The following is a 25,231-nucleotide window of genomic DNA, read 5'->3' on the forward strand; positions in this document are numbered from 1 at the left end:
TTGCTATCAATCCAAATCAGCCGCTTCCCGAAATTAGCAGTTTTGGATGGAAAAACGCGCGGCGATAGATTTTGCTTGTCACTCTCTGGGATCGTTAGTAGGATCGCCTAGATCACCCTTGCTGTTTTCGCGATTTGCTTGCTTGACACACCACCGTGTCGTGCTGATCAAGGTGTTCGCATTCAGGACTAACTTCAGGCATCAGGTCGGGTGAGCTGAATGACGGGTTGTTCCTGACAGCGAAAAGGGCCACTGTGATGAAGTAAGATTTGCGAGAGGCCCATTTTGAGTGCGATTTTGGCTTCCAGCTATTCAGGAATCAAATTGATTGAGCGCTATTCGCGGATCTATTGTTGCGGGGGAGGCCGGGTTCGCGGAGTGTTCACCTTTCTACTTGTGAGATTTATATGATTAGGCCCCGCGGATCCAATTATCTCTCATCGGAAAAGCGGCGACGACTAAAGGGGCGTTGTTTGTCCGTCGACCGTTTGGAGCAACGCTTGTTACTCGCAGGCGATTTGACGGCGCATTGGTTGGCCGATGATTTGTCAGCGAATCTTCAAGCGGGAACGGTGGTAACCGAATGGATTGATTCGGTTGCCGATTTGCAATCGCGTGCATCGGGATCGCCGACCATGGAGTTCGATCCGTCAAGTGGCAGGGCATTGGTTCGATTCAATGGCAACGACGGTGTCGATACGTTGGTGGTTGATTCGAGGCAGAATCCATTGTCCGAAGCGAATGATTTCAGCGTCGTTGTTGTGTTTCGCACCGACGACACTGAGTTAGTGGGTGGTGATGATCAGTGGTTTCATCACACGGGAATCGTGGATGCAAATCGGATGGGATTTGGGCATGATTGGGGTTTGAGCGTCAATGCTTTGGGGCAAGTGACGACTGGCATGGGCGGTGGCTTTGCCCTCGAGCCCCGTACCGTTATTTCGTCCGTCTCAGGGGTGAATGACGGTCGACTTCACACAGCGATCGTCACGCGTTCAGGCGCTACGCTTACCTTGTCGGTGGATGATCAGGAAATGAATTATCGGGATGATGCTCCTTCGACACAACGCAGTAATCTCGATTTAACTTTCGGTGCCTTAGCCGAGGGACGTTTGCCCTTTCATGGTGATATTGCCCAGGTGAGACTTTATAACGGCGCACTAAACCGAACTGAAATCGTGGAACTGCGGGCTGAGATAGACGCTTACTATCAAAATACCCTGCCGCAGGCGCATGACGATACCTATGAACTTCGAGAAGATGCGTTGTTGTTTCCTGTCAATGTGCAGAGCGGGGTGTTAGCGAATGATTGGGACCTTGAGGGTGACCCTCTCACTGCAGAATTGATAAGTGAACCGAAAGTCGGTACGGTCGCTTTGGCCGAAAACGGTTCCTTTGTTTATACGGCTCCCCAAGATTTTTTTGGCATAGATCGCTTTACTTACGCGGCGAAAGATCATCGCTCGTCGCCCATTGCTACGGTATCACTTAACGTACTTCCAAGTTACGATTCTCCCCAACCCGTTGCCGATACTTACCAGGTATTGCCGGGGGAGTTGCTCCAGATTCCTGCCCTTATCGGTTTGCTGGCCAACGATGGAAATCCAGATCGTGTGAATCTGACTGTATCTGAAATTCGCCCAGTAAACGCTGGGACTCTTTCGCTGAATTCGGATGGAGCATTTGTCTACGATTCGAATGGTTTTGAAGGTGCCGCCACGTTTGCCTATCAGATTCACGATGGGACAACGGTCACGGGACCTGTCGAAGTGACGATCGGAGTCAACACGCCACCCATCTCTGTCGATGATCATTACGTTATTGCAGAGGACGGGTTGTTGGTTGTCGATGCGATCGAAGGGGTGATCTCCAATGATTTGGATCCGCAGACTGACAACGTTCTTTCGGCAACGTTGCTGTCGGATCCAAAGAACGGCACATTGGAGTTGAAGCCTGACGGTAGTTTTTTCTACGCCCCGAATGCTGAATACTCAGGTGTCGATACATTTGAATATAAACTTTTCGATGGTTTTGAAGAATCAGAGGTGTCGACTGTCACGATTCGCGTTCAAATCGTTGATGATCCGCCGACAGCTGCTGTTGATAGGTATTTTGCTCTGCCAGGTCAGGTATTGGCGATTGCCGCGGATACAGGTTTACTGTCAAATGACTTTGACATGGAGGGTCAGAGCCTCGCAGCTCGTCTGCTAACTCGCCCCGCCAACGGTACGGTTGTGCTGCAGCAAGACGGTTCATTTGTTTACGAGGCAAACACCGAATTCGAAGGACGGGATACGTTTTCGTATGTTGCCAACGATGGTGTTACTGATTCCGAGGAGACGTTTGTTTTCGTCCAGGTCGCTGCGCGGCCGGTAGTCATTAGCGAGTTTCTGGCTGTGAACTCCGAAACCGTGCCAACGCGTTTACGAGATTCGGTAGAAAGTCGATTTCGAGGAGTTGATCAGTTTTTCGATTGGATTGAAATTCAAAACTTGCTCGACGTCGATTTGGATATCTCGGGTATTTATCTAACGGACGATGTTGCAGCTCCGATGAAGTGGGAATTTCCAGCTGGTTCAGTCATTCCGACTGGCGAATTCCTGGTTGTATTTGCCTCTGGACTGGATGTCGTCGATCCCCTACTCGATGAGCGAGGCTTGTTGCATGCGAATTTTAAAATTGGCAATCAGGGGGAGTATTTAGGGCTGACAAATCAATCGGGAACGACAATCGATCGATTTGAGAACCCTCCGGAACAGTTACTGGACATCTCTTACGGAAGATTAGATGAGCAACCTTCCTATTTTGCTAAGCCGACGCCCGGTGAGGAAAACCTGAACGCACGCTTCGATCGAATGAACGAAGTGGCTGTCGATCCGATTCATGGATTTTATGATTCACCGATTCAAGTCACGATTGCCAGTGAGGATCCTACCGCTCGTATTCGTTACACGTTGGATGGATCGGAGCCGACAGAAGATAACGGTAACGACTATACCGGTCCCATCTCTATTTCGTCTACGACCACATTACGAGCGACAGCTTGGGGGAACCAATCCCTGCCGGCGCCGATCACGACCCACAGTTATCTGTTTTTGGCTGACATCATGCGGCAATCGCCCAGTGGTGATGCGCCCAACGGTTGGCCCGATCGTCCCGTGCGAGGACAAGTATTTGATTATGGCATGGATCCCGCAATCGTGAATGATCCGACGTGGGGACCACAGTTGTCGGATGCATTGACTCAAATTCCCTCTGTTTCGATTGTGTTGGGGCAGGATGATTTGACCGGCAAGAAGGGAATCTATGTCAATCCGACCCAGGATGGTCGCGACTGGGAGCGACCGGCTTCGGTAGAGTTGGTTTATCCGGATGGAACCCGCGGTTTTCAGATTGATGCGGGACTTCGTATCCGTGGCGGTTTTAGTCGGGGCGGATTTAACCCCAAACATTCGTTTCGATTGTTCTTTCGTGATCAGTACGAGGGAGTACTGAACTTTCCGCTGTTTGATTCTGAAGGCACTGATGAATTTCGTGCCATCGATCTGCGGACGGCACAAAACTATGCCTGGAGTAACGACACCTTTAATGATGAAACGCGAAACAGTTTTTTGAGAGATATTTTTTCCCGAGACCTGCAGCGCGAAATTGGTCAGCCTTACACCCGCGGGCGTTATTATCATTTGTATTTGAACGGACAATACTGGGGCCTTTACCAAACGGAAGAACGCCCCGAGGCCTCTTTTGCCGAAACCTACTTAGGAGGTGAGGCTGCGGATTATGACGTGATCAAAGCCAGTGGGGGAACGCTTCAGGCGACCGACGGCGAACTTCAGCCTTGGCGAGATCTTTGGGAAATTGCCCATCGTGGCTTTGAGTCACTCGAAGATTACTTCTTGATTCAGGGGAAAAACCCTGATGGAAGTGATAATCTCAATCTGCCGGTGCATGTTCAAGTCGACAATGTGATTGATTTTGCCATCAACTACATGTTCACCGGCAATCAAGATATGCCCACGTCGTTAGGCAATGCATCGGCTAACAATTTTTGGGCCATTCGTAATCCTAATACGCGAGATGGTTGGCAGTTTGTTGCTCATGACAATGAGCACAATATGTTGTCGGCAAGGGACGATCAAACTCGCGATGATCCCGCCGGACGAGCTTTCGGTTCCTTTAATCCAAAGTATCTGCATCAGCAGTTGGACGCCTTGCCGGAATATCAATTGCGGTTTGCTGATCGTATTCAGAAACATTTTTTCAACGGTGGCGCAGTAACTCGGGAAAGGGCTCAAGCCTTAATGCAGGCACGCGTGGAACAGATCAACACAGCGATTGTCGCTGAATCCGCGAGGTGGGGTGATCAACATAACGAACCACCACTCACAAAGGATACCTGGCGAAAAGAAGTTGATTGGCTCCTGAATACTTTTCTGGGTCAACGCACACAAGTCGTTCTGAACCAATTCCGGAAACGTGGCCTTTATCCAAGCGTCGAAGCACCGCAATTGAATCAACATGGTGGATTGGTTGATGTTGGATTTTCGCTCGAGATGGCAACGCCAACAGGAGTGATCTACTACACGCTGGACGGAGAGGATCCACGGGAAATTGGCGGTGCAATCGGTGCGAAGGCGCGCGAATGGTTGCCCAATCAACGACTCGATTTCCAGGTCGATACGCGAGTTATGGCACGGGTTTGGACCGGGGCTGAATGGAGTGCATTGAGCGATGCTCACTTTCAGGTAGGCGAAGCAGTTAGCCCAATCGCTTTGCGCATTTCCGAAGTTCACTATCACCCATTGCCCGCTTCTGATGTGGAAGTGGCGGCAGGGTTTGAAAACGCCGATGACTTTGAGTTTATCGAGTTGGTTAACACGTCAGAGCAAACGCTTGATCTTGGCCGTGCCGAATTGGTGCGAACCGACGTTGAAGGCAGGAAGGTAGGAGTTGATTTCGATTTTGCCGCAGCTGAGGTGGTACGCTTGGAGGCAGGAGAACGTGTTGTCGTGGTCGAAGATCGGGCGGCATTTGAATTCCGCTATGGCACTGAGCTACCTGTCGTTGGTCAATGGAGTGGTCGCTTGAGTAATGCCGGTGAGTTACTGACACTATTGGCTGACGGTCAACCACTGCAGCAATTTAGTTACGATGATGAGTGGTACCCGAATACGGATGGTGGAGGCCGATCTTTAGAGATCCTGGATCCAGCAAATCCCAATCTTGATAGCTGGAAGCTGGCCGCATCCTGGCGAGCAAGTTCGCTTCCCGGTGGTTCTCCGGGACGCGCATCGCGAATTGTCGGAGATGTCAACAACGACGGTGTCTTTAACCCGAGCGACCTCGTGCTGGTTTTTCAAGCTGGCAAATACGAAGATCACATTCCGAAGAACGCCATTTTTGAGGAGGGAGATTGGAATGGCGATGGCGACTTTAACTCGAACGATCTTGTGCTGGCGTTTCAGGTTGGTGCCTTTGTCGCTGCTGGAAAACCGTTGGATCATCAAATAGCCGCTGCGATTGATGCACTTTTTGCGGCCGAAGATGATGAAGAATAATCTCCGCGATTCTATCGCTGGTTGTTGATTCAGCTGCCATGAATGTGGTTCCTGCGATCAATCCCCAATGAAATCTGTGGTTTGTGTGAGCCATTCGATTTGATTTCGTGTCGGAATATCCTGAATCCAATTCCGCTGCACAGTCACGGGAATCGCCAGCCCGACCGGTTGAATTCGCTTGGGCAGTTTGGGGAGATTTATTCGAACCCGAGGAAGATCGTTGAGGAACGGCTTTGTCTTCGGACCCAACGTTTGTAAAATCGAGTGCGGACAAGTTGGAGTAAATAGCTGCGGAGAAAAAGAATTGCGTTCTGAATCACCTTCATCGACAGACAAGTTTGACGCCGGTTGGAAGCTCGAGAATTCCTATGCACGACTTCCCGATGTGTTTTTTCAGGAGGTCGATCCGGCGCCCGTCGCGGCTCCAGAGGTTTGCACGTGGAACCAAAGCCTCGCATCACAGCTTGGTTTAGATTTGATTGATTTACCCCAATCCGAATTAGCACGACTACTGACAGGACAAAGGATGCCTCCCGGAGCGAAACCGATCGCCCAGGCTTACGCGGGGCATCAGTTCGGCGGGTTCACCATGTTGGGAGATGGGCGTGCTATTCTGCTTGGAGAGCAGCGTACGCCGACTGGGGAACTGCTTGACATCCAATTCAAAGGTGCGGGGCGAACGCCATTTTCGCGTGGCGGTGATGGGCGAGCTGCATTGGGGCCAATGCTTCGCGAGTTAATCATTAGCGAATCGCTAGCTATGCTGGGGATCCCAACGACGCGCAGTCTCGCGGTTGCGACCACGGGGGAAGTTGTCCAACGTGAAACACCTTTAGCCGGAGCGATTCTGACGCGCGTTGCCGCGAGCCATTTACGGGTTGGTACTTTCCAATACGCTGCCGCCCGCCAAGAAATTGGAAATCTGCAAGCCTTGGTCGATTATGCCATTGACCGGCATGATTCGGACTTAGTGGGCCATCCAAAAACATACCTCGAGTTTTTTCGACGTGTGATGGATCGACAGGCGGCGTTGATTGCGCAGTGGCAGCAAATTGGATTCATTCATGGTGTGATGAATACGGACAATATGACGATTAGCGGCGAGTCGATTGATTTTGGACCATGTGCATTTATGGACCACTATGACCCGGACACTGTCTTTAGTTCTATCGATCACGGTGGTCGATACGCCTACGGCAATCAACCTCAGATCGGACAGTGGAATTTGGCACGATTTGCCGAAACGTTGCTCACTTTGATCGATGATAAGGCCGAGGCCGCAGTCGAGATGGTAACCGATGTGCTCAAGGATTACCTGCCGTGTTATCAGCGGTATTGGATGGATGGAATGCGGAGAAAGTTGGGATTGCAGTCAGAGGAAGAGCATGATCTCGAAATGATCGAAGGACTGCTGAATTGGATGCAAAACGCGAATGCCGATTTCACCGTGACTTTTGATCATCTCTCAACGAAGAAGTTGTGTGACGATCGCTATCAAGACGGAATATTTCAAACGTGGTACCAACGTTATTCGGAACGCTGCGAGCGGGATTCGTTAGATTCAAGCTCAAGCGAAGCGTTGATGCGATCAGTGAATCCATCGGTGATTCCTCGCAATCACCGAGTGGAGGAAGCCTTGGCGGCAGTTGTTTCTGATAATGATTTGTCGGTGATGAATCGACTGCTGACTGCAATGGATTCCACCTATGAACGTGATGAAAAATATGCCGAATACCGTAGTCCACCACCAACCGGGTTGGCGCCCTACCGAACCTTTTGCGGAACTTGATCTCGTAACGCCGGACCCGAGACTGGCGGATTTTTGCGCCGGTTATCAATCAAAACAAAGGTCTTGGGGCCGTTCTGCAAAAAGCGAAATGCCCCATCATCGGTTCGCCTGAGTTGGGCCAATTCACTGTAACGAAGTAAAATGCCGCGCAATCCTCTTGGTTGATGCTTCTTAGAATCCAACGATTTTTTGCGTGATTAATTTTGAATTGATTCAAGTGCCGGAATTGACATTTCTGGAAAGCCCTAGGATGCTGCAGCGTTGATCACAAAGCTGATTTAATCGTTTCCAAACTGACGCCGAGCAGTTTGCTTGCGATCGCATTGAGGTCGGACTCCTCACCTTGGAAATGGAAGGTGCGATGAATGTGGGTCAAGCTTTTCCGGGGCCAAGAGCGGCCGCGCGGGAAGAAGTTTCCAGCTCGTAGAATGGCCCTAATCCCGGCTTGCCTAGCTCGAGGGGGCCGTCGTTGTAGCTGTTAATCACGTCGCCCGCATAGGGTTGGTCCTGTAATTTCCACATCGAGTTCACATACTGGTCAGCGGGCTGATTCTATTGGACAAGGGTTAATAGCTGGTTGTCCGAATCGTAGCTGGCTGCGATCTTCAGTCGCTTGGCCGGCACTTTGCCAAAGTAGTCGTCGTTCATAATCGCTCCGAGTTTGGATGCCGGTCCCTGGCGGAACGGAATGGCGATCGTTGTGGTCGGGGACGGGTTGAACATCCCCAAGATCCAAACTGAGAGCAATCCAGTATTTTTCTGCCATGCTTTGTTGCCAGCGTTGCGGATGGTGTTTTCTGACTGATAGGCGACGAGCGATAAGCTGTTGGGAACCGAAGTCTTTCATGTTGCAGCAACGTTGGCTCGCGAGAGTAGCTTGATTTTCCGCTGGAGATCGATCGAGAAAATCGTTCCGGAATAGTTGGTGAGTTTGAAATTCTTCTTGAATGTTATTTGGTTCTTAGTTTTCTTCACGATGGGATACGGCTCAGTGTCAATCGGAGCAGGCGTTTGCCAATGTTCTAAGTCGAACGGGTCATCTTGCTTGAAGAAGATCGAGAATTGGCCTGCTTCGGGGCCCATCCAAAAACGATCTTCTCCGCCAAAGGCATTGATGTGCGGAACACGTTGGTCGGAAGCGATTGGATTTCGGTTGATCCAACCCAGACTCATGCCTTGATTGCTGGAAGCCGAACTGGTCATAACACGTCCCTGATAAGCAGGCACCACGGCGACTTGCGCCGATTGGTCTGCGGAAGACAGCACATGTAGTTTCCACATGCTGTTTTAGGAACTGGACGTCGTCATCGAATGTCGTGGCAGGGAGGGGGCCGTTCAGCGCAGCAGTGCACTGAAGACGAAACAGTAGATGAAACAGTAAAACGTATGCGTGGATCTCATGGATTTTATTCGAATTCTGTTGGCAATAGGGTGGCCCAGGCCGGCCGAAACAGTTGCGGAGATGATCCTGATGGCCACTCTCGGAAACGTCGGAAGCGAGCGTCACTTTACCTGTAAATCGTGTTTGAAAAAAATTGGAACGCAGCTGTTTGAAATTATTTGCATCTGCTCCGATCGAAGAGTTCTACGTTGGACCTACCTCCGTCTGATTCTGGAGGCGCTGGTCCCACCAGAAATCCAAGCCAATTGAAACAACCGACAGAATTTCTCTCCGTTTTGCTGGTCGGTGGGTACAATTCGAAGCATGAGTCTAGCAAAGGTAATTCTGAAATCCGAACGCAAGCGAATGCTCCCAACCTTAATCGGGTTTGGACTCTCGTTGGTGCAATTGCACCCACCGCTTGCTAACGCGAACGAAACGGAAGGCAAGGCGGCGACGACCGCAGCAGAAATCGGCAAGCAAATTTTTTTGGATACGACTCTTTCTAATCCGCCTGGGCAAGGCTGCGTTTCCTGTCATCAGGCTTCCGCAGCATTTGCCGATTCAAGACGCGTATCGCCAGGGGCAGTAGCCGGTCGGCAGGGAAAACGAAATTCACCTTCACTCATGTACGCTGCGCTGATTCCGGGCCGTGCTTACGAGGATGTTTTCACGAAAGATGGTGAGGAAATCTATGCCTGGGAGGGAGGACTTTTTCACGATGGACGAGCGCGTGATCTGTTTGATCAAGTACAGCAGCCATTCTTTGACCGCACTGAGATGAACCTGGCTGATAAGCATGCGCTTGCGTCGAAGTTGCGATCAGCGACCTATGCCACTGATTTCAAGAGCTGGATGGGTGAAGAAGCCTGGTCTGACGATCAACAGTTGACTTACCACGCGTTTCGAGCTTTGGTCGAGTTCCTGAAAGAACCTATGTTTCGTCCCTTTGACGCTCGCATCGATAATTTCCTTGCTGGTCAGCGCGACGCTCTTACCAAAGCTGAAAAGCGTGGCCTCAAGCTGTTTCGAGAGGAGGGTAAATGCGCCGACTGTCATTTTCTTACCCCCACGAACTGGGAGAAACCGCTGCTTAGCGACTTCGGATACGATAATTTGGGCGTGCCTTCTCGGGGAGAGAAGGATCCAGGACTCGGAGCGCTCACAAAGAATTCTGATGAACTGGGTCAATTTCGGGCTCCATCGCTTCGTAACATTGCGCTGACTGCACCGTACATGCACAATGGTTCGATTGCCACGCTTCGTGACGTGATCGAGTTCTACAATAAACGTGATGAAGAAAAAAAACGTTGGGGGCCGACCGATTATCCCCAAACCGTTAACCATGATGATATGGGAAAACTTGGCCTGACGGATCAACAAGTCAGCGACTTGGTTGCACTCATGCATGCCTTTACGGATCGCACCTTGTTGAACATTAAGCCAGATGACCTCTTTCCCCGAACCCCGAAAAATGTGCCGAGCACTCAGGACAAACGTTTTTTTTTTCCGGATTGGACCCACCGATTAGATCCATCATTTCCAGGTGCAGGGGATCTGGAAAAATAGCTTGTGAGGTACGGGGCCGTTAAAATCCTGTTGAGGAAAATCGAAGACTTGATGCGGCAGCGGAGCATTTTCGCTGCTGCCCAGAAAAGAAGCTGTACACGATGTTTCGTAACTTCCTCTGCTTTATCTCCGTTTCAGCGCATCATCAAAATACGGGTGTCGTCCTGATCTGCCTTGTCTTGCAGCTGCTTGCCAGTGGCAGATTGCTTGCCGATGAGGAAGAGGAAACGGTGAGCCCGGCGATTTCTCCGTCAGCAGCTCAGGCAACTTGGTCGTATCCAGAGAATTTCGCCTTCGAACTCTGGGCAGACCAGTCGCTTGTGGCAAACCCGGCTGCTATTTCTTTTGACGAAGCTGGGCGATTATTTGTAGCAGAGCATTTTCGCAATCGAAAAGGGACGGAAGACGATCGCATGCATCCTTATTGGATGGACGATGACTTTGCGATTCGCACAGTGGACGATCGCCTGGCCATGTATCGTAAATGGGCAGCGGCAGGGAAGAAGCCAATGAGCTTCTACACGGAGCATGCCGACAGGATTCGCATTGTGAGCGATTCCGATGGAGACGGAGTTGCTGACCGATCGGTAACCTACGCCGAATTCGGTGAAGTGCTCGATGGCGCCCTGGTGGGATTACTGGCTCGACCAGACGGCATCTGGGTAACGAATATCCCACATCTCTGGAAACTGACAGGCTCGCGAGATGACGGGATGGCGGCTGAAAAGGAGCAAGTGCTTACTGGTTTTGGGGTGAAGGTCTCACTACATGGGCACGATTTGCACGGCATTATCGAAGGTCCCGACGGACGATTCTATTGGAGCATTGGCGACCGTGGGTATCATGTCAAATCAAAGGAAGGCAATCTATTTCACGATGCGTATGCCGGCGCCGTTTTTCGTTGCGAACGAGATGGATCAGACTTTCAAGTATTTGCGACCGGTTTGCGCAATCCTCAGGAGCTTGCGTTCGACGAGTTTGGGAATCTGTTTACCGTTGACAATGATGCGGATGGGGATGATCGTGCTCGAGTGCTCTATCTTGTCGAAGGAGCCGATTACGGTTGGCGGATGTCTTACCAATGGCAGGATCAACACAAGATTTCTTGGGCTCCGTTCGTTGAACGGACTTGGTGGCGCGAAGGTTTGTGGGAAAATAAGGCCGGTCGCAGTCCCACCGTACTTCCAGCCATTGGCCATTTGACCGAAGGTCCCTGCGGATTAGTAAGGATACCGGAGCTGAGCACTTTTCCGGACGAGTCTCGTGGTGCATTTTTGATTGTCGATTTTCGCGGCGCGGCGATCAAAAGCAATCTTTGGCAATTCAAGGTCGACCGTCGGGGTGCCGGATTTCAAATGGTGGATTCGAAGCCGCTCATTTCTGGCATGATGCCGACTGATATTGAGTTTGGGGCTGACGGCGCACTTTACATCGCTGATTGGATTGAGGGCTGGTCGGGCGATGGAATGGGTCGCATTTGGAAAATGAGCTGCGCCGTTGAAAAACAACGGGAAGCAAAGCTGGCCAAAGCTCAGAAATTGATGCAGCAACCGACCGGTGAATGGTCGGACGAATTGTTAGCTGAGTTGCTGGGACATGTCGATGGACGAATCCGTTTGAAGGCTCAGTTTGCAGTTGTCGACCGACCTGAATGGATCACAATGCTTCAGGCAATTGCTCAATCAGGAAATCGGATGGCTCGCTTGCATTCGCTGAGAGCACTCGGGCAAATTCAACGCTCGGCTCACAATCAAACAGCCGCTTCTGTTCTTGCGCCAGTTGCGAATCTGTTGGGTGATCCTGATGAAGAAATTCGAGTTGCGGTGGCTCGCTTGCTTCGTGATACGCCGATGGAGAAGATGTTGGAGCCACTGAAACAATGTCTCGCCGATCCATCCCCGCGGGTGCGTTTTTTTGCGACGCTCGCCTTGGGCCGTTCGGGGAGTCCAAATACTATTTCTGCGATCTCCGAACTGATCATCACTGACTCAGAAGTAGACGAGTGGATACAGCACGCGGCGGTGATGGCGTTGACCGAAATCGCGGCTGAACATCGACAAGAAGTTATGCAGCTGGCAAGTCACGATCATCCACAGGTTCGACTGGTCGCATTGCAGGTAGCCAGCCGTATGGAAACTCAGCAAGTTGCTAGCTTCCTGCACGATCCTGATCCTCGGTTGGTTCTAGAAGCCGCTCGCGCTATCAACGATGGACCGATTCCAGAAATGTTACCGAACTTGGCAGCATTGATAAGTAATGAAGAAGCAATCAATGATGTTGATCTTGCACTTCGCGTTTTGAATGCGAACTTTCGCCTTGGCGAGCCGTCGCACGCTAGTCGGGTGGCGACTGTCGCTGCAAATGCAAACGCCCCCGAACTGATTCGACGAGAAGCTTTATCGCTACTCGCGGAGTGGCCGGTCCCGTCTCCTCGAGAACGGATTGCCGGAACATGGCAGCCCTTGCCTCTTCGGAGTTCAGCTGCTGCAGCGAAAGAGGCTGCACGTGTTGTCCCTGAACTTGTTCGTGACCGGTCAACTGCAGTAAGAAAGGCTGCCGTCGCATTGGCCCAGCATTACGAAATCAATCAAGCCACCGATAGCCTGCTCGAGTTGGCTGCTGACTCGCGACTACCTGCAGCTGAACGAGCTGAGGTGATTCGGAGTATTTCTTTCCTGGATGCAGCAACGGTAGCAGACGTCATGCAGAATGCGTTGGGCGATGCGACGCCCGAAGTTCGGGCTGCCGGACGCGATTTGCTTGCTGTCCACGAGCCCTCCCAAGCACTCGATATTTTCGAAGCGACGCTGGTGGATGGTCAGCTGCTTGAACGCCGATTCGCTTTGCAACAACTGGCGCGAATGGAGCCCGATCGTGCCTTTGAAATGGTTGTTGGTCAACTGAAACTCGTGGCGGAAGGGCGTAGTTCCCATGAGTTAGAGTTGGATATTTTGACCTCTGCCAAAGACAGTGCGAATCTCATTACGATCCACGGGAATGATCGGAAACGACGTCGAGCTGAAATCGCACCTTTGCTGCAGCAATACCGAGAATTTTCCAGCCAGTCGTTGAATAATCCCGTACTCGTCGAATATCGTTCTGTACTACAAGGTGGGGCTGAGGCACGCGGACGTAATATCTTCTTGCGAAATCAAAATAGCCAATGTGTGCGTTGTCATCGTGTTGATTCTCAGGGTGCAAGTCTTGTCGGACCCGACCTGTCCGATGTGGGACGCCGCTTGTCACGTTTGCAGATTGTTGAATCGATTGTTAATCCCAGTGCGCAAATCGCTCAGGGATATGAGGCGGTTACACTGATGACGGTCGACGGTAAAACGGTCTCTGGAATTGTGACTGCCAAGTCGAATGAGTCGATCACGATTCGACCGCTAGTCGCCACGGAAAACGAGGCGAGTGGACATCAAGATGGACTCGCGGCAGCAGTCGATGCGGCCCCGATCACTATTCCGATGAAGCAGATTGAAGAAATTGTGAAATCACCGAAGTCCGCGATGCCGGACGATCTCCACAAGACACTCACATTGATCGAATTACGCGATTTAGTCGAATTCCTTGCGACCCGCCGCACTCCATCCAAGTAGTGGACTCGCGTCGACGCGGTTGTTTGTTGGCTGCCGCGATCTTATCTGCTTGGCGTTGGGATGCGTGGGATCCTGACTGGCAAGAAAAGTTGCTGCTGATGACAAATGGCTCGTGCGTGCAAGACAGTGAGTCTTTTGGCGACGTGGACCATTTTGTCGGGCGGCGGTTGTTTTGTGTGCTTTGTTTTTTCAGCATTCAACTCGTCTGTTTTTACTTCTCAGCGGTATTGCCAGTGTCTGCTTGTGTTGCGTGCATCGCTTGGACCGAAGCGTTTGCGCCTTCAACAATGCGTGGACCGAGGTTGCGGCCATAAAAGCTTACGCTCGCTTCGTAACCGCCTCGGTCATATTCCTCTGGCGAAAGAATGTAGCTGACCCATGCGTCGGCAAGACCGCCTACCGTGACATGCGGGGTTCCGCTGAGCCGGATCGCGTGCTGTTTGATCTGTATTCCGAGTTCCGCAGCCATCTCACCCGGGACTCCGATAATCAGCAAATCACCCAAACGGAAACAACTACTTGCCGTTTGAGAGGGAAACATCACGGGCAACATTTTCTGCAGAAGTTCCTCGCTCAATCCATATTCATCGCCACCTGTTTTCATGAAATCGGGATGCCATCGTCTTTCGGGGAGTTCGAACGTCTCCGAATGGTAGCCGAAGATTACTTTGCGTTTGGGCTTCACCTTCGTCCATAATTGGTGCGCGTATTGCGACAGTTCTTGCCCGTATCGTTCTGCAGCTTTCCAGCGATCATCCCCTGAGCCAGGTCGAACGACGGGCGCTTGATCACCTTCGGCACCGTTGTAATACATGACATTGACATTCTTGCCGATCGTACGTTCCAGGGATCGTTGTAAGTGTCCAGGCCAGCCTCCGGAGAAGAGCATTTGTTTGGCCGACATGAATGTTGGATGGGCTGTAAAGGTAACTAGCACGGCTAATGGGCGACCGGTAGTTTGATCGATTCGCGTCACGGTTAGTGATTTGTCTGTTAAGCCGTCGCGCTGTCGCCGATTACGGTTCCAGCCAATCATTTCTTCCGATGCCGTTCCGACCACGACGTCGACTTGTTTCCAAGCTGCCTGCTGAACGGCCAATTGACAACGCTCCAAGGTCCACTTGTAAAGGCGATTGTCGAAGATACCCATCTGTTTGTTGCCCAGCGAGTTAGCGGGGTTGATGGCATTCAAGTCGATGCTTGTGTGGGAATGGCTGGGTAACAACATAATTTGATCGGCTGCCCAGCCGTCGTTAGCGAGGCGTTTCACAAGGGCCGTTTTAAACGCAGGGGGGAACGCCAGGATGTCGGCTGTGAGTAGCGCAAACTTGCGATTCGTGTCACCAGCGGAGATGACAAGTGCTTTTACAAACACGCGATCATGCACTCCCTCTGCCGGACGACTCATGCGTTCGCCGTAACCGCCTAGCGTTGCGTTCAGCTTCGCCGGAGGAGTGACGTCAACCTGTGATGTACCAGCCGTTAACTGAGAGGTGATTAGCGTTTTGTCAATGGATGCTTCTTCTGTCCCGCGTTCGTCTGTTTCACACAGAAATGCCATGTTTTGTCCTGGAGCGTGACCTTGCAGACTCGCTTTTTCAGTCGCGAAATCGGCTGCATCGATACTCAAGAATCTTTGCCTAGTACGGGGCTCAATACGGCTCAGTCGCTTGATTCTTTCATCTTTGCTGTCTCCGCACTCCCCGGTAACCTGCCGTATGTTCCTCTCCGCAAGACTCGCATCCGGACTCACCATTTTTGAAATCGTTCGATGAGGGATTGGAGCAGCAGAGGTCACGATTGAGATTTGCTCTGAGCGTGTAGCAGGCCTTGCGTCCATTGCGACACTACAAGCAAAGTAGACGAAACAAAAAATGGCGCTTTTAATCATGGCATTCTCGGTGCAGTCATTTGTCGGATAGGATCCACAACCTTTTTATGTAATCGAATCAGATGGTAGCCGATTTATTGAGGTCAGAAATTGCTTGCCGTTGATTCTCGCGTCTTGAAGCAAGCTCTGCAACTTTCTCACGTTTTGCCGAGCGGACCTCGGCTGAAATATGTCAAAAGTCTGAAGATCATCGAAAGACGAAATGAAAACTTCTCTGGCACGGAATGGTTGAGCGAGGGCCGTGACGTTAGTCTTGTGTCCTCAAAGTGTACCGGGAAGACTGTTGAACAAACTGGCGTCTTGTGCCGTATGAGGGCTGTTTGGATTGCTCGCTTGAAAAATGAGCGATTCGCGGTTGCCGAGCATTGCAAAAAAGTGTTTCGCATGCAGGTTTGATCCATCTGGGAAATCGATCTTAGTCGTTCCAGATGATGCATCAGGGGAATTTGTGAGAGTTGAGTACGTGTATTGATTAAATCATGATGTGGGGTAAGCATGTGCAATAAATTGATCACAACCCTAGCGAAGAGGGCCCTTCTCGGTCAGTTTTCTCCAGTGGTTGTTTGTCGGGTGATTACGAAGCAGGCGAGAGGAATAGTTTTCGTCAAGCCTCTTTTGGTTCTGAGCTTACTCGTGCTTGCGGGCTGTGATAACCGTGTCGCTAACGACACGGTTAACGTTCAAAGTGAAGTTCTGTCTCCCAATGGGAAATTGATCGCCACGAGTTTTAATTGTGAAGGCGGAGGCGCCGCGGGATATAACTACAGCAATGTGAGCCTGAGGAAATTTTCAGACCCCTTGAACCAACGCAATGGTCTTTTGGGAAAGCATAAGACATGGAGTGGATTCTCAAACATCAAGTTGCGCTGGATTGATGACGCGAATCTAGAAGTTTCTTATTCACAAGCAACGCAACCGGAGTATCGCGACCACAACTCGGTACGCGTTGAATCGAAGCACGGTGTCAAAATTCACTATTTGATTCCTGATTGATATCTTCTTCGATGAAAAAACTTGTCGAAAAACATCAGCGACTAGGCAGGGGCTGAGGTATGCCAATGAGGTATGCCAATGGATGGTGATCTGATTTGAGCGGTAACTACTGTTGCAGATAGCTGTCCAATTTGCGTTTGGCGTTGGCCAGGTAGCCCGGCATCAGTTCTGGTTGGCCACCAATTTCAAATACAAGGGCCCCCTGATAATCGAGTTCGCGGAGTCGTCGGATCAGGCGCGGATAATCGATAAAGCCATGAATCAGTGGCTTGTGCTCTTTCCACGTCTTGGGTTCGATATCGTGAATGTGGAAATGGATCAGTTTTTTACCAAGACGTTCGGCTAGCTCTAAATTGATATCGTTGTAGGCTCGGATTCCGGCTGGTGTCGCTCGTTCTTCTGGCTTCACTCGACGTAATAATTCTTCGTATTGCCCTTGATGCCCAACGTCGATCGCCGCTCCAACGTTGGCGTGGTCGACTTCATGAACGAGTCGAACAAAATCTTTCACCGATAGTGGATAGCCTGTTTCCAATGCGAGTTGAAAACCTCCTGCCTTAGCTAAATCGCCCCACTGTCTAATTCGACGAATCATCAGTGGCCAGGTTTCTTTCAGGCCCATGTCTGGCCCCGGTTTGGGATGCATGACTCCGATCTTTGCTCCGAAAAATCCGGTTGCCTCCAGAGACGTTTCCATTGTCCTGACTGCATTGCGAGCCTGTTCGCCACCCGGTGAAAAATAGTCTAACCCGCTGTAAGGTAGGTGAGTTGTGACGAGTTGGAAGTTCTGGATTGCATCCTGAATGCGAACTTTCAAATCATCATCGAGTTCATTGAATCGAAATCCTGGGAATTGACCGGGCGTTGGATCGGGCGTGCCGACAAGATTCTGCAGTTCGATTGTTTGGAAACCCAAGTTCTGTAGCAAGTCGATCGTGTCAAAAAGACCGTAGCCAGAGATCGCCGTGTTAGCACCTAGCAGATAGGGTGTGGGACGCTCATCTGCGCGTGTCGGGCATGCCGTGCCCAGAAGTGCAGCGCTCATCGCGAGGAATTCGCGACGTTGGAACTTTAAGCGTTCTAGGTGACTCTGACGGTTCCCATTCATGGAATGCTCCTGGTCTAATGTTTGTGTTCGATTCTGGGACCGAGCTAATTTCTGACAGAAGTATTGAACAGGCAGCGAAGTGGAGGAAGGCTTAGGGTGTGAATTGGTCTCCTGCTGGGCGAGCGTCGAGTCGCATTTCCTCTTGGAAAAGAATCGCCATACCTCGCAGTTTACGGGAGATTTTTCGATCGCGTACGAATTGGGATTCACCCGGATCTTTGGACAGGTCGTAGAGTTGCAGGGTGGGATTCAAATAAAGTTTCCAATTGTTCCAACGCACAGCGGCCAACGCTCCCTGGCTACCGTGATAGAAAAATGCGTCGTTGTATTCGTCGCGTTGAATTAATGGCTCCCATTCACCTGGCGGATTCCACCGTCGCCGCAGTGGGACGGACGCATTGAGTGACTGGTTCATGGATGGAGGGGGAACGGAATCAAAATCACCTGTCAGTAATGGGTTGATGTCCCGTCCATCAATAACTCGCTGCGGAGGAATTTCGATGCCTGCAAAGGTCGCGATGGTTGGGTACCAGTCCATTGCACGAACCACGGCTGCCGATTTTTTGCCTGCTTGGATGCCCAGTTTGGGCCCCCAAGCGATGGCGGGAACTCGGATACCTCCTTCGAAGGTTGAAAGTTTGCCTCCTCGTATCTTCTGTTGGGGCGTGCGTCCCGGCCCGCGGCCGTTATCCGAGGCGTAGATCACGAGCGTGTTGTCGTCGATCTTCAACCGGTTCAGACAATCAAAAATGAGACCCACGTTGTAATCGAGTTCCTGGATGGCGTCACCATACTCGCCCCAATCAGAACTGCCCTGGAACTCGTCGCTGACACCGAGTGGGACGTGAAGCATGGTGTGCGGTAGGTAGAGAAAGAATGGACCCTCTTTATTTTGTTCGATGAATTGAATGGCCTCATTCGTATAGAGTTTGGTTAGCTCTGCCGGGTCGGCTGGACGTTTAACCACATCACCATTTCGGATTAGTGGCACCCCTCCGGCCTCATTGAAATAGACGATTTCCACTGGATCGAGATTGTGCAAGAGCCCAAAGTAGTGATCGAAACCCTGGCTGCGTGGCAGGAATGGAGCCTTAAAGCCGAGGTGCCATTTGCCAATGCAAGCTGTGGCATAGCCGGTCGTTTTGAGTAATTCAGCGAGTGTTAATTCGTTGGGGTGAATGCCGGATGGCGAATCAGCTCGGTGCACCCAGGTTTCGTTGCCAATGCGGCGTGGGTAACATCCGGTCAACAGGCCTGCCCGCGAAGGGCTGCAGATTGGAGCGGCCGCATAATAGTCGGTAAAGCGGATACCTTCCTGCGCCATTCGATCAATTCGCGGTGTTTTGACCTCTGTTGCGCCATAGCATCCCAGATCGTAGTAGCCCTGATCATCGACAAAAATCAGGATGATATTTGGTGGATGATCGGTCGCCGTTTGTGACAGTGCGGCGCCAGAACCCATGAGCAGCTGTGCAAATAACAAGAAACCAATCAAGCGAAACGAGCTTTTAAAAATCATGAGTTGTTCCAACCGATTTGACTGATGCAGTTCAAGGAAATTCACCTGCTGTTTGGCCAGCGGTTTCTGATAAGCCGGACGAAGTTGGAGCGATCGGTGTTCCGGCCTGTCGCGTTGCCTCATAGCTCCTCGGTGGAGGAAGGTGAATGCCGTCTTCGCAACGGGTTGATATCCCGTGGAGGATTACCTGTTTTGGATCAAACGTCACGATTGCTGAATTTTTACGCGATGAGTTCATCGATGACTTTGCCACCGAATTGACTGAGTTGTTTAAAGCGTCCTGCGTGGTAGTAGGTTAATTTATTGTCATCGAGCCCGAGTAATCGCAGCAGCGTCACGTGGAAATCTCGGACATGATGCACGTTTTCGACAGCCTGCATGCCGGTTTCGTCTGTTGCTCCGATGGTGTGGCCGGCATTGCAGCCGCCTCCGGCCAGCCAAATTGTCATGGCGTTGGGGTTGTGGTCGCGTCCGTAGGCGACTCCACCTCGCACGCCGTTGTCGGGGGTGCGTCCAAATTCGCCACACCAAACGATGAGTGTGCTTTCAAGTAAGCCGCGGTTCTTTAAGTCTTTGATGAGCGCCGCGATCGGTTGGTCGACTCCGCGGACAAGATTGCCATGGGCACGTTCGATGTAATCGTGGCTATCCCATGTGCCGTTGTAAAGCTGGACGAAGCGGACGCCTTTTTCAACCATTTTTCGGGCGAGTAAACATTTTCGACCGAAGGCGTCCGTTTCATCTTCTCCAATGCCATACATCGATAGGGTTTGTTCGGTTTCGCCTGATAAATCAATCGCATCCGGAACCTCCATCTGCATCCGGAAAGCTAATTCATAACTTTGTAATCGGGCTGACAACTCCTCGTGGTCAGGATGTTGATCCGCATGTCGCTTGTTCATTCGGGTCAACAGATCAAGGTTTCTGCGTTGACGTGCGGGTGTCACGTCCCTCGGCGGTTGCAGGTCAAGGATAGGAGATCCCGTTGCTCGCAACGGAGTGCCTTGATAAAAAGCGGGCAGGTAGCCATTACTCCAGTTGGCGGCTCCGCCTTGTGGGTAAGAGACTTCCGGTAGAACCAAGAATCCAGGTAGATTCTGATTGACCGATCCAAGGCCATAGGTAACCCATGCACCTAGTCCCGGATCGCCGCCGAAACGATTTCCGCAATTCATTTGGTACATTGCCGTGGGATGGTTGACACTGTCAACCTGGCAGCCGCGGAAAAAACAAAGTTCGTCTGCCACTTGGGCAAGCTGTACCCAATTCTCAGCCATGTCGGCACCACTTTGGCCCTGTTTGGTGAATTGGAAGGGACTCTGTACAAAATATCGCTTGCCGCTTTCCATGGCGGACTTTTGCTCACCCTGGCGAACAAATTCTTGTAGGTGCAAATTTTTTAAAGCAGGTTTCGGATCGAAAGTATCAATGTGCGAAGGTCCACCTTCCATCGTTAGGAAGATGCAGTTTTTTGCTTTGGCAGGTAGATGGCCGTCTCGGGGCGCGAGTGGATTTTGTTTTTCGGAAGTAGATTCGTCTGCATGCGAATCCTCCGTGAGCAATGATGAGAAGGCAAGGCTTCCTAAGGAAGCGCCCAATCCGTAAAGGAATTGACGGCGGTCGTTCATTTTTTAGACTCGTAGGAAAGTCGAAATCTAATAGACGTAAAGGAACTCATTCAAATTTAAAATAACAAGACAAACGTCTGACAAGGCTTGAGTCTTACGGTCGACATCGGTGGGTTGCAGATCCGGTACGAAGTCAGCATTTGAGTAAAGTTGTTCGACGAACGAAAATTTTTCTCCAGTGTTTTCTTCGATTGCTTCGCGAACGATCTCGGCAGGAGGCAGCGGACGGGTGGGGGCAGATTTTGGTAATGAATGCTCGATTTCACGCCAATGTGTGGTTAGCTCGTCCAGTTCCAAAGGCGTGGGATCGCGTGATAGGGCCAACTGGAAGCAGCGAATGACTGCAGCGCGATCGTTGTCGGTTTCTTGTCTTGCTCGTGCTGCCAGGGTTAACGCCCGCGTGTGTGTGTTCTGACCATTGAATAGACTGAACACTTGTGGAGTCACCGTTGAGGCTTCACGCTGTTCACAAGAAAAGTCAGGTGCGGGGCGATTGAATACTTCCAGGAAGGGTGGAATCAGTCCGCGGAGCTTCAGTACATAGAGGGAACGTCGGTGCCGTTGCTCGGGGTGTGTACTGGGCATCCAAGCGGCAGCAAAGGTACCCATGACTTGTCGTGGTTGCAGGGCGACTTCCTGATTGATTTCCGGGCGACAAGGGATACCGCCAAGCGTCGTGTTAAGCTCGCCAGTAACGGCCAGCATCGCATCCCGTAATTCTTCGGCACTCAGTCGGCGGGGAGTAAATGCTGCATAGCTGGTGGCTTCAGGGTCACGATCACGCAGATCCATTGGATGGGGATGTTGGCTGGATCGGCAGTATGCGTCTGACGTGAGAATGCGGCGGTGCATCGCCTTGATCGACCAGTCCTCCTGCACGAGCGTACTAGCCAGCCAATCGAGGAGCTCCGGATGAGTCGGTTTCTTGCCAGTCGATCCGAAGTTATTGGGATTGCCTGCTATCGCCTTGCCAAAGTGCCAAAGCCAGAGGCGATTTGCGATCGTGCGCGTCGTCAATGGGTTGTTGGGGTGAGAGACCCAATTGGCAAATTCAGTACGACGACCGTCTGTCGTGTCGGGGATGGTTGTCGAAACTAAATGGTTGATTGCACTCAAGGTACCAGGTGAAACTTGTTCGCCGGGCGAAAATGGATCGCCGCCGGTTAAAATGGCTGTTTGCTCAAACTTGCTCCTTTTCATGGGAGCAGCGGGAATTCGAGTTGGCGAGGAAACGTTTCCAACGCTCTTTGTCGGTCCGTTGTAGACCGCGAGTGCGTAGGGTTGGTATCGTTCGAATTCCCAGTTGAGGCGTGCGAGTCCTTTGCGCGCAATTCGCTCTCGCCCAAACTGCTCGGGTGTAAAGTCAAGGTTCTTCGGCGGATATTCGCTTTGCGCCACCCCCGCTGCACTTAAGGTGCCTCTCGCTCGGTTGAAAAGCCCTTTCGTGATGCCTTTTGCCTTGGCTTTGTCGATCGCCTCATTCCATTTCGCGGGCGAAGTTCCTTTTTCTCGGTACCAGCGATCGGCAGCTTTCAATAAATGGCGATCAAGTTCGGCGAGCGTTTGCTGATGTGTTTGCCTAATTCTTTGGAGATATTCTTGCTCATCAAATCCCGATCTGTTTTCTTGCTCTAAGAAACTGGCTTTACGTTCGACCAACTGCGTTGTGCTGAAGACAGCTTGAATGGAGTAATAATCCCTCGTCGGAATCGGATCAAACTTGTGATCGTGACAGCGTGCACATTGCAGCGAATGGGCAAGAAATGTTTCACCGACACTGTTCGTCACATCATCGAGAAAGCGTTGACGCGCAACTTTTGGCACTTCCATTGACGTCAATTCCCAAGGCCCCATGCGCAGGAATCCCGTGGCAATGATCATTTCAGAGTTAGCCGACTCTTGTTCGTCACCGGCGATTTGCTCGCGAATAAAGCGATCAAAAGGTTTGTCTGTGTTGAAAGAACGAACGACGTAATCGCGATACCGCCAGGCATTACCTCGCTCGAAATCGTTCGCAAATCCGGATGAATCAGCGTAACGAACGACATCTAGCCACTGTTGGGCCATTCGTTCGCCGTAATGGGGAGATGCTAATAAACGTTCGATCACATCTGAAAACGCCTCTTTGTCGGAGCGGGAATCATTCAGAAAAGCTTTCACCTCGGGCGGGGTCGGAGGCAGACCGATCAAATCAAAGCTGGTACGACGAAGCAACGTTTTGCGATCGGCTCGCGGTGCGACGGTCAATCCGTCCGGTAGTTTTCGCCCGATGAGTAGGTCGATCGGATTTCTGTTGCCTTGGACACGGACTTCCGTCACAGGTTGATATGCCCACAATCCGGCTGGATCATATTTGCGATTTGTCCAATCGCGATCCAAACCTCCCGATGTCGTGACCGCGATTCCATCCTCGGCAGACCATTGATCGCCATACTCTTGTTCAAGCTCCCGTTTTCTTTCAACGTTCGGCCATTCTGCTCCCGAACGGATCCAATCATTTAGCCATTTGAGTTGCGCCGCGGACAAGCGTTCGGCCTCTTTCGGGGGCATCTCGGACCAGTTGTCATGTTGACGGGTGGCGGCTAGATACAATGGGCTCTCGTTCGGTTTTCCTGACGTGACCGACGGTTCGCCACTGTCTCCACCCGCCAGCAAACCGGGCATCGACCCGAGATCCAGTGAGCCTTCGATCTCATTCGGATCGCCGCCGTGACAACCGAGGCACTTTTCACGTAGCAGGGGGGCAACTCGACGTACGAAGAGGATTTCGGATTCTGTTGAGATAAACTCTTCGCCCCGGACTTTTACGACACCCAGCATCAGGCTGGTGAGAAGGACAAAGATTGTGATATGTGTTTGCATGGTTCTCTATTGTAACGAAAAGTAAACGATAATGAGGGTGCAATTAATTGCGATTGTGTGTGTCGTAAGTGACCTGGTTTCTCATTTCATGAAACCACTTGTATTGGTGATCCGGTTGCTGATGCGATCGTTTTCAGTATCGTCAAGCGCCAATAGATCTCGTAGGTTCGGTGTAAACGCGTTCTGTAGCGCGATGTCAATGAGTCGCTTTTGGTACTGCTGCTGTGGTTTGTCACGCCGGCAGTAAAACGCATGGAGTGTTCGACGTGATTGTGTTGATCGATTTTCCATACCGCCGTGCCATAGATGTGCGTTCATGACAACTGCTGTTCCGGCGTTTCCGGTTATCATGACTTGGTCAGCATGGTCCTCGAACGGATCTGCGAGCACGTTTTCCGGTAATCTGTTGCTGCGGTGTGTGCCCGGCACGATTCGAAGTGGACCATTTTCAAACGTTATATCCTGCAGCATCCACAAAACGTTGCAGACCCAAAAGCCTGTCTCGTCAGGGATGGCGCCCATGTCGGCATGAAGCGGTTGACGGAAATTGCCATTAGGCGGAACGCTTCGTAGATTTAAGCTGCTTAGTTTGTAATCACCGAGTACGTGCGCGACATAAGATAGAGCTGTTTTGTTTGTTATCACGCGAGTAAACACAGTGCCTTTGTTGACTAAATTGGCGAGTCGCTGACAGCCTGGTTCTTGTTTGAATTCTGACCCAGCGGAATCCCCTTCTTCTTTGAACAACCTGTCAATGCCGGCGTTTAAATCGGCCAGCATGTCTAGACTCATTGCGTCGGGTAAGACGACAAGACCGAATTCATCAAGTTGTTCTGTTGGACCAGGCATCAGAGTTTGCAGTTTTGTTTTGTTAGTTAACCTAGTTATGTAAGCATCCGGTCACAGTTCGTGTGCTGTGGCGTAGCACCTATTTGTGCAATTTGAAAAATGAATCAAAATTCAATTCGTCGAAGCCGAGCCTCATTGTGGTGTCGAAAGATGCTTCGGTGTCAAAAACGGCATATTGGCAAATGTTTGTATCCGCCAATATAATGCTCGTGTTTGTCGGCTTTAAGCTTCTGTTGAATCATTGCCATTCGTCTTATATGACTCTCTAATCATCAGAGGCGGTCCGAAGAATAGGATTATACTTGCCGATGGTTGGGGAGGGCGACCTGTTGCTCGCTGGCCAAAGCAAGAGAAGTATAATTGAGGGCAGCAGCGTGATGGAAGAAAGAAACCGCTTCTTCATCGTTGTTCGCGAGCGCTGTGATCGCAAACGAAGTTTTTCTCAGAAAGCAGCCGTTTACCGTGGAACGCGAAGGCGATTG

At 51.1% G+C, this 25,231-nt stretch carries 14 protein-coding genes; 5 read left to right on the forward strand and 9 right to left on the reverse strand.

What is annotated here, in order from left to right:
• Positions 1-407 precede the first annotated feature (407 nt).
• Entirely contained in the window at positions 408-5,558 is a 5,151-nt protein-coding gene (locus P8N76_26280; protein ID MDG2385206.1) for an Ig-like domain-containing protein, read from the forward strand.
• A 304-nt stretch (positions 5,559-5,862) separates the two neighbouring features.
• Positions 5,863-7,347: a YdiU family protein gene (locus P8N76_26285; GenBank protein MDG2385207.1), complete on the forward strand. Its 1,485-nt coding sequence runs from the start codon at positions 5,863-5,865 to the stop codon at positions 7,345-7,347.
• 372 nt (positions 7,348-7,719) lie between these two features.
• Here the strand turns inward: P8N76_26285 and P8N76_26290 are convergent, their stop codons facing one another.
• The 3 genes from P8N76_26290 to P8N76_26300 all read right to left on the reverse strand — a co-directional run bounded on the left by P8N76_26290 (position 7,720) and on the right by P8N76_26300 (position 8,613).
• A complete protein-coding gene (locus tag P8N76_26290) occupies positions 7,720-7,869 on the reverse strand; it encodes a hypothetical protein (GenBank protein MDG2385208.1) in 150 nt (49 codons plus the stop codon).
• Between the two features lie 30 nt (positions 7,870-7,899).
• On the reverse strand, positions 7,900-8,070 hold the full coding sequence (locus P8N76_26295; protein MDG2385209.1) for a hypothetical protein: 171 nt from the start codon (positions 8,068-8,070) through the stop codon (positions 7,900-7,902).
• Between the two features lie 120 nt (positions 8,071-8,190).
• The gene (locus P8N76_26300; GenBank protein ID MDG2385210.1) at positions 8,191-8,613 is read right to left on the reverse strand and encodes a hypothetical protein; all 423 of its coding nucleotides are present in this window, start codon (positions 8,611-8,613) and stop codon (positions 8,191-8,193) included.
• 481 nt (positions 8,614-9,094) lie between these two features.
• Here P8N76_26300 and P8N76_26305 point away from each other — a divergent pair, with 481 nt between their 5' ends.
• Together P8N76_26305 and P8N76_26310 are read left to right on the forward strand one after the other, a co-directional pair.
• Positions 9,095-10,297 (forward strand): cytochrome c peroxidase, encoded by a 1,203-nt coding sequence (locus P8N76_26305; protein ID MDG2385211.1) that lies wholly within the window; start codon positions 9,095-9,097, stop codon positions 10,295-10,297.
• A 101-nt stretch (positions 10,298-10,398) separates the two neighbouring features.
• Positions 10,399-13,899: a HEAT repeat domain-containing protein gene (locus P8N76_26310; protein MDG2385212.1), complete on the forward strand. Its 3,501-nt coding sequence runs from the start codon at positions 10,399-10,401 to the stop codon at positions 13,897-13,899.
• A 211-nt stretch (positions 13,900-14,110) separates the two neighbouring features.
• Here P8N76_26310 and P8N76_26315 read toward each other — a convergent pair whose 3' ends face one another.
• The gene (locus P8N76_26315) at positions 14,111-15,529 is read right to left on the reverse strand and encodes a neutral/alkaline non-lysosomal ceramidase N-terminal domain-containing protein (GenBank protein ID MDG2385213.1); all 1,419 of its coding nucleotides are present in this window, start codon (positions 15,527-15,529) and stop codon (positions 14,111-14,113) included.
• A gap of 756 nt (positions 15,530-16,285) precedes the next feature.
• Between P8N76_26315 and P8N76_26320 the strand changes: the two genes are divergently transcribed.
• Entirely contained in the window at positions 16,286-16,783 is a 498-nt protein-coding gene (locus P8N76_26320; GenBank protein MDG2385214.1) for a hypothetical protein, read from the forward strand.
• 106 nt (positions 16,784-16,889) lie between these two features.
• Here P8N76_26320 and P8N76_26325 read toward each other — a convergent pair whose 3' ends face one another.
• From P8N76_26325 to P8N76_26345, 5 genes are all read right to left on the reverse strand, one after another.
• Positions 16,890-17,891: a sugar phosphate isomerase/epimerase gene (locus tag P8N76_26325; protein MDG2385215.1), complete on the reverse strand. Its 1,002-nt coding sequence runs from the start codon at positions 17,889-17,891 to the stop codon at positions 16,890-16,892.
• Positions 17,892-17,982: 91 nt separating this feature from the next.
• Positions 17,983-19,410 (reverse strand): sulfatase, encoded by a 1,428-nt coding sequence (locus tag P8N76_26330; GenBank protein MDG2385216.1) that lies wholly within the window; start codon positions 19,408-19,410, stop codon positions 17,983-17,985.
• Between the two features lie 221 nt (positions 19,411-19,631).
• The gene (locus tag P8N76_26335; protein MDG2385217.1) at positions 19,632-21,038 is read right to left on the reverse strand and encodes a DUF1501 domain-containing protein; all 1,407 of its coding nucleotides are present in this window, start codon (positions 21,036-21,038) and stop codon (positions 19,632-19,634) included.
• 27 nt (positions 21,039-21,065) lie between these two features.
• Positions 21,066-23,900 carry a PSD1 and planctomycete cytochrome C domain-containing protein gene (locus P8N76_26340; protein MDG2385218.1) on the reverse strand — a complete coding sequence of 945 codons (2,835 nt, stop codon included), beginning with the start codon at positions 23,898-23,900 and terminating at the stop codon, positions 21,066-21,068.
• An 81-nt stretch (positions 23,901-23,981) separates the two neighbouring features.
• Positions 23,982-24,749 (reverse strand): phytanoyl-CoA dioxygenase family protein, encoded by a 768-nt coding sequence (locus P8N76_26345; GenBank protein MDG2385219.1) that lies wholly within the window; start codon positions 24,747-24,749, stop codon positions 23,982-23,984.
• Between the last annotated feature and the right edge of the window lie 482 nt (positions 24,750-25,231).

The sequence above is a fragment of the Pirellulaceae bacterium genome, from assembly GCA_029243025.1.
GTDB lineage: Bacteria > Planctomycetota > Planctomycetia > Pirellulales > Pirellulaceae.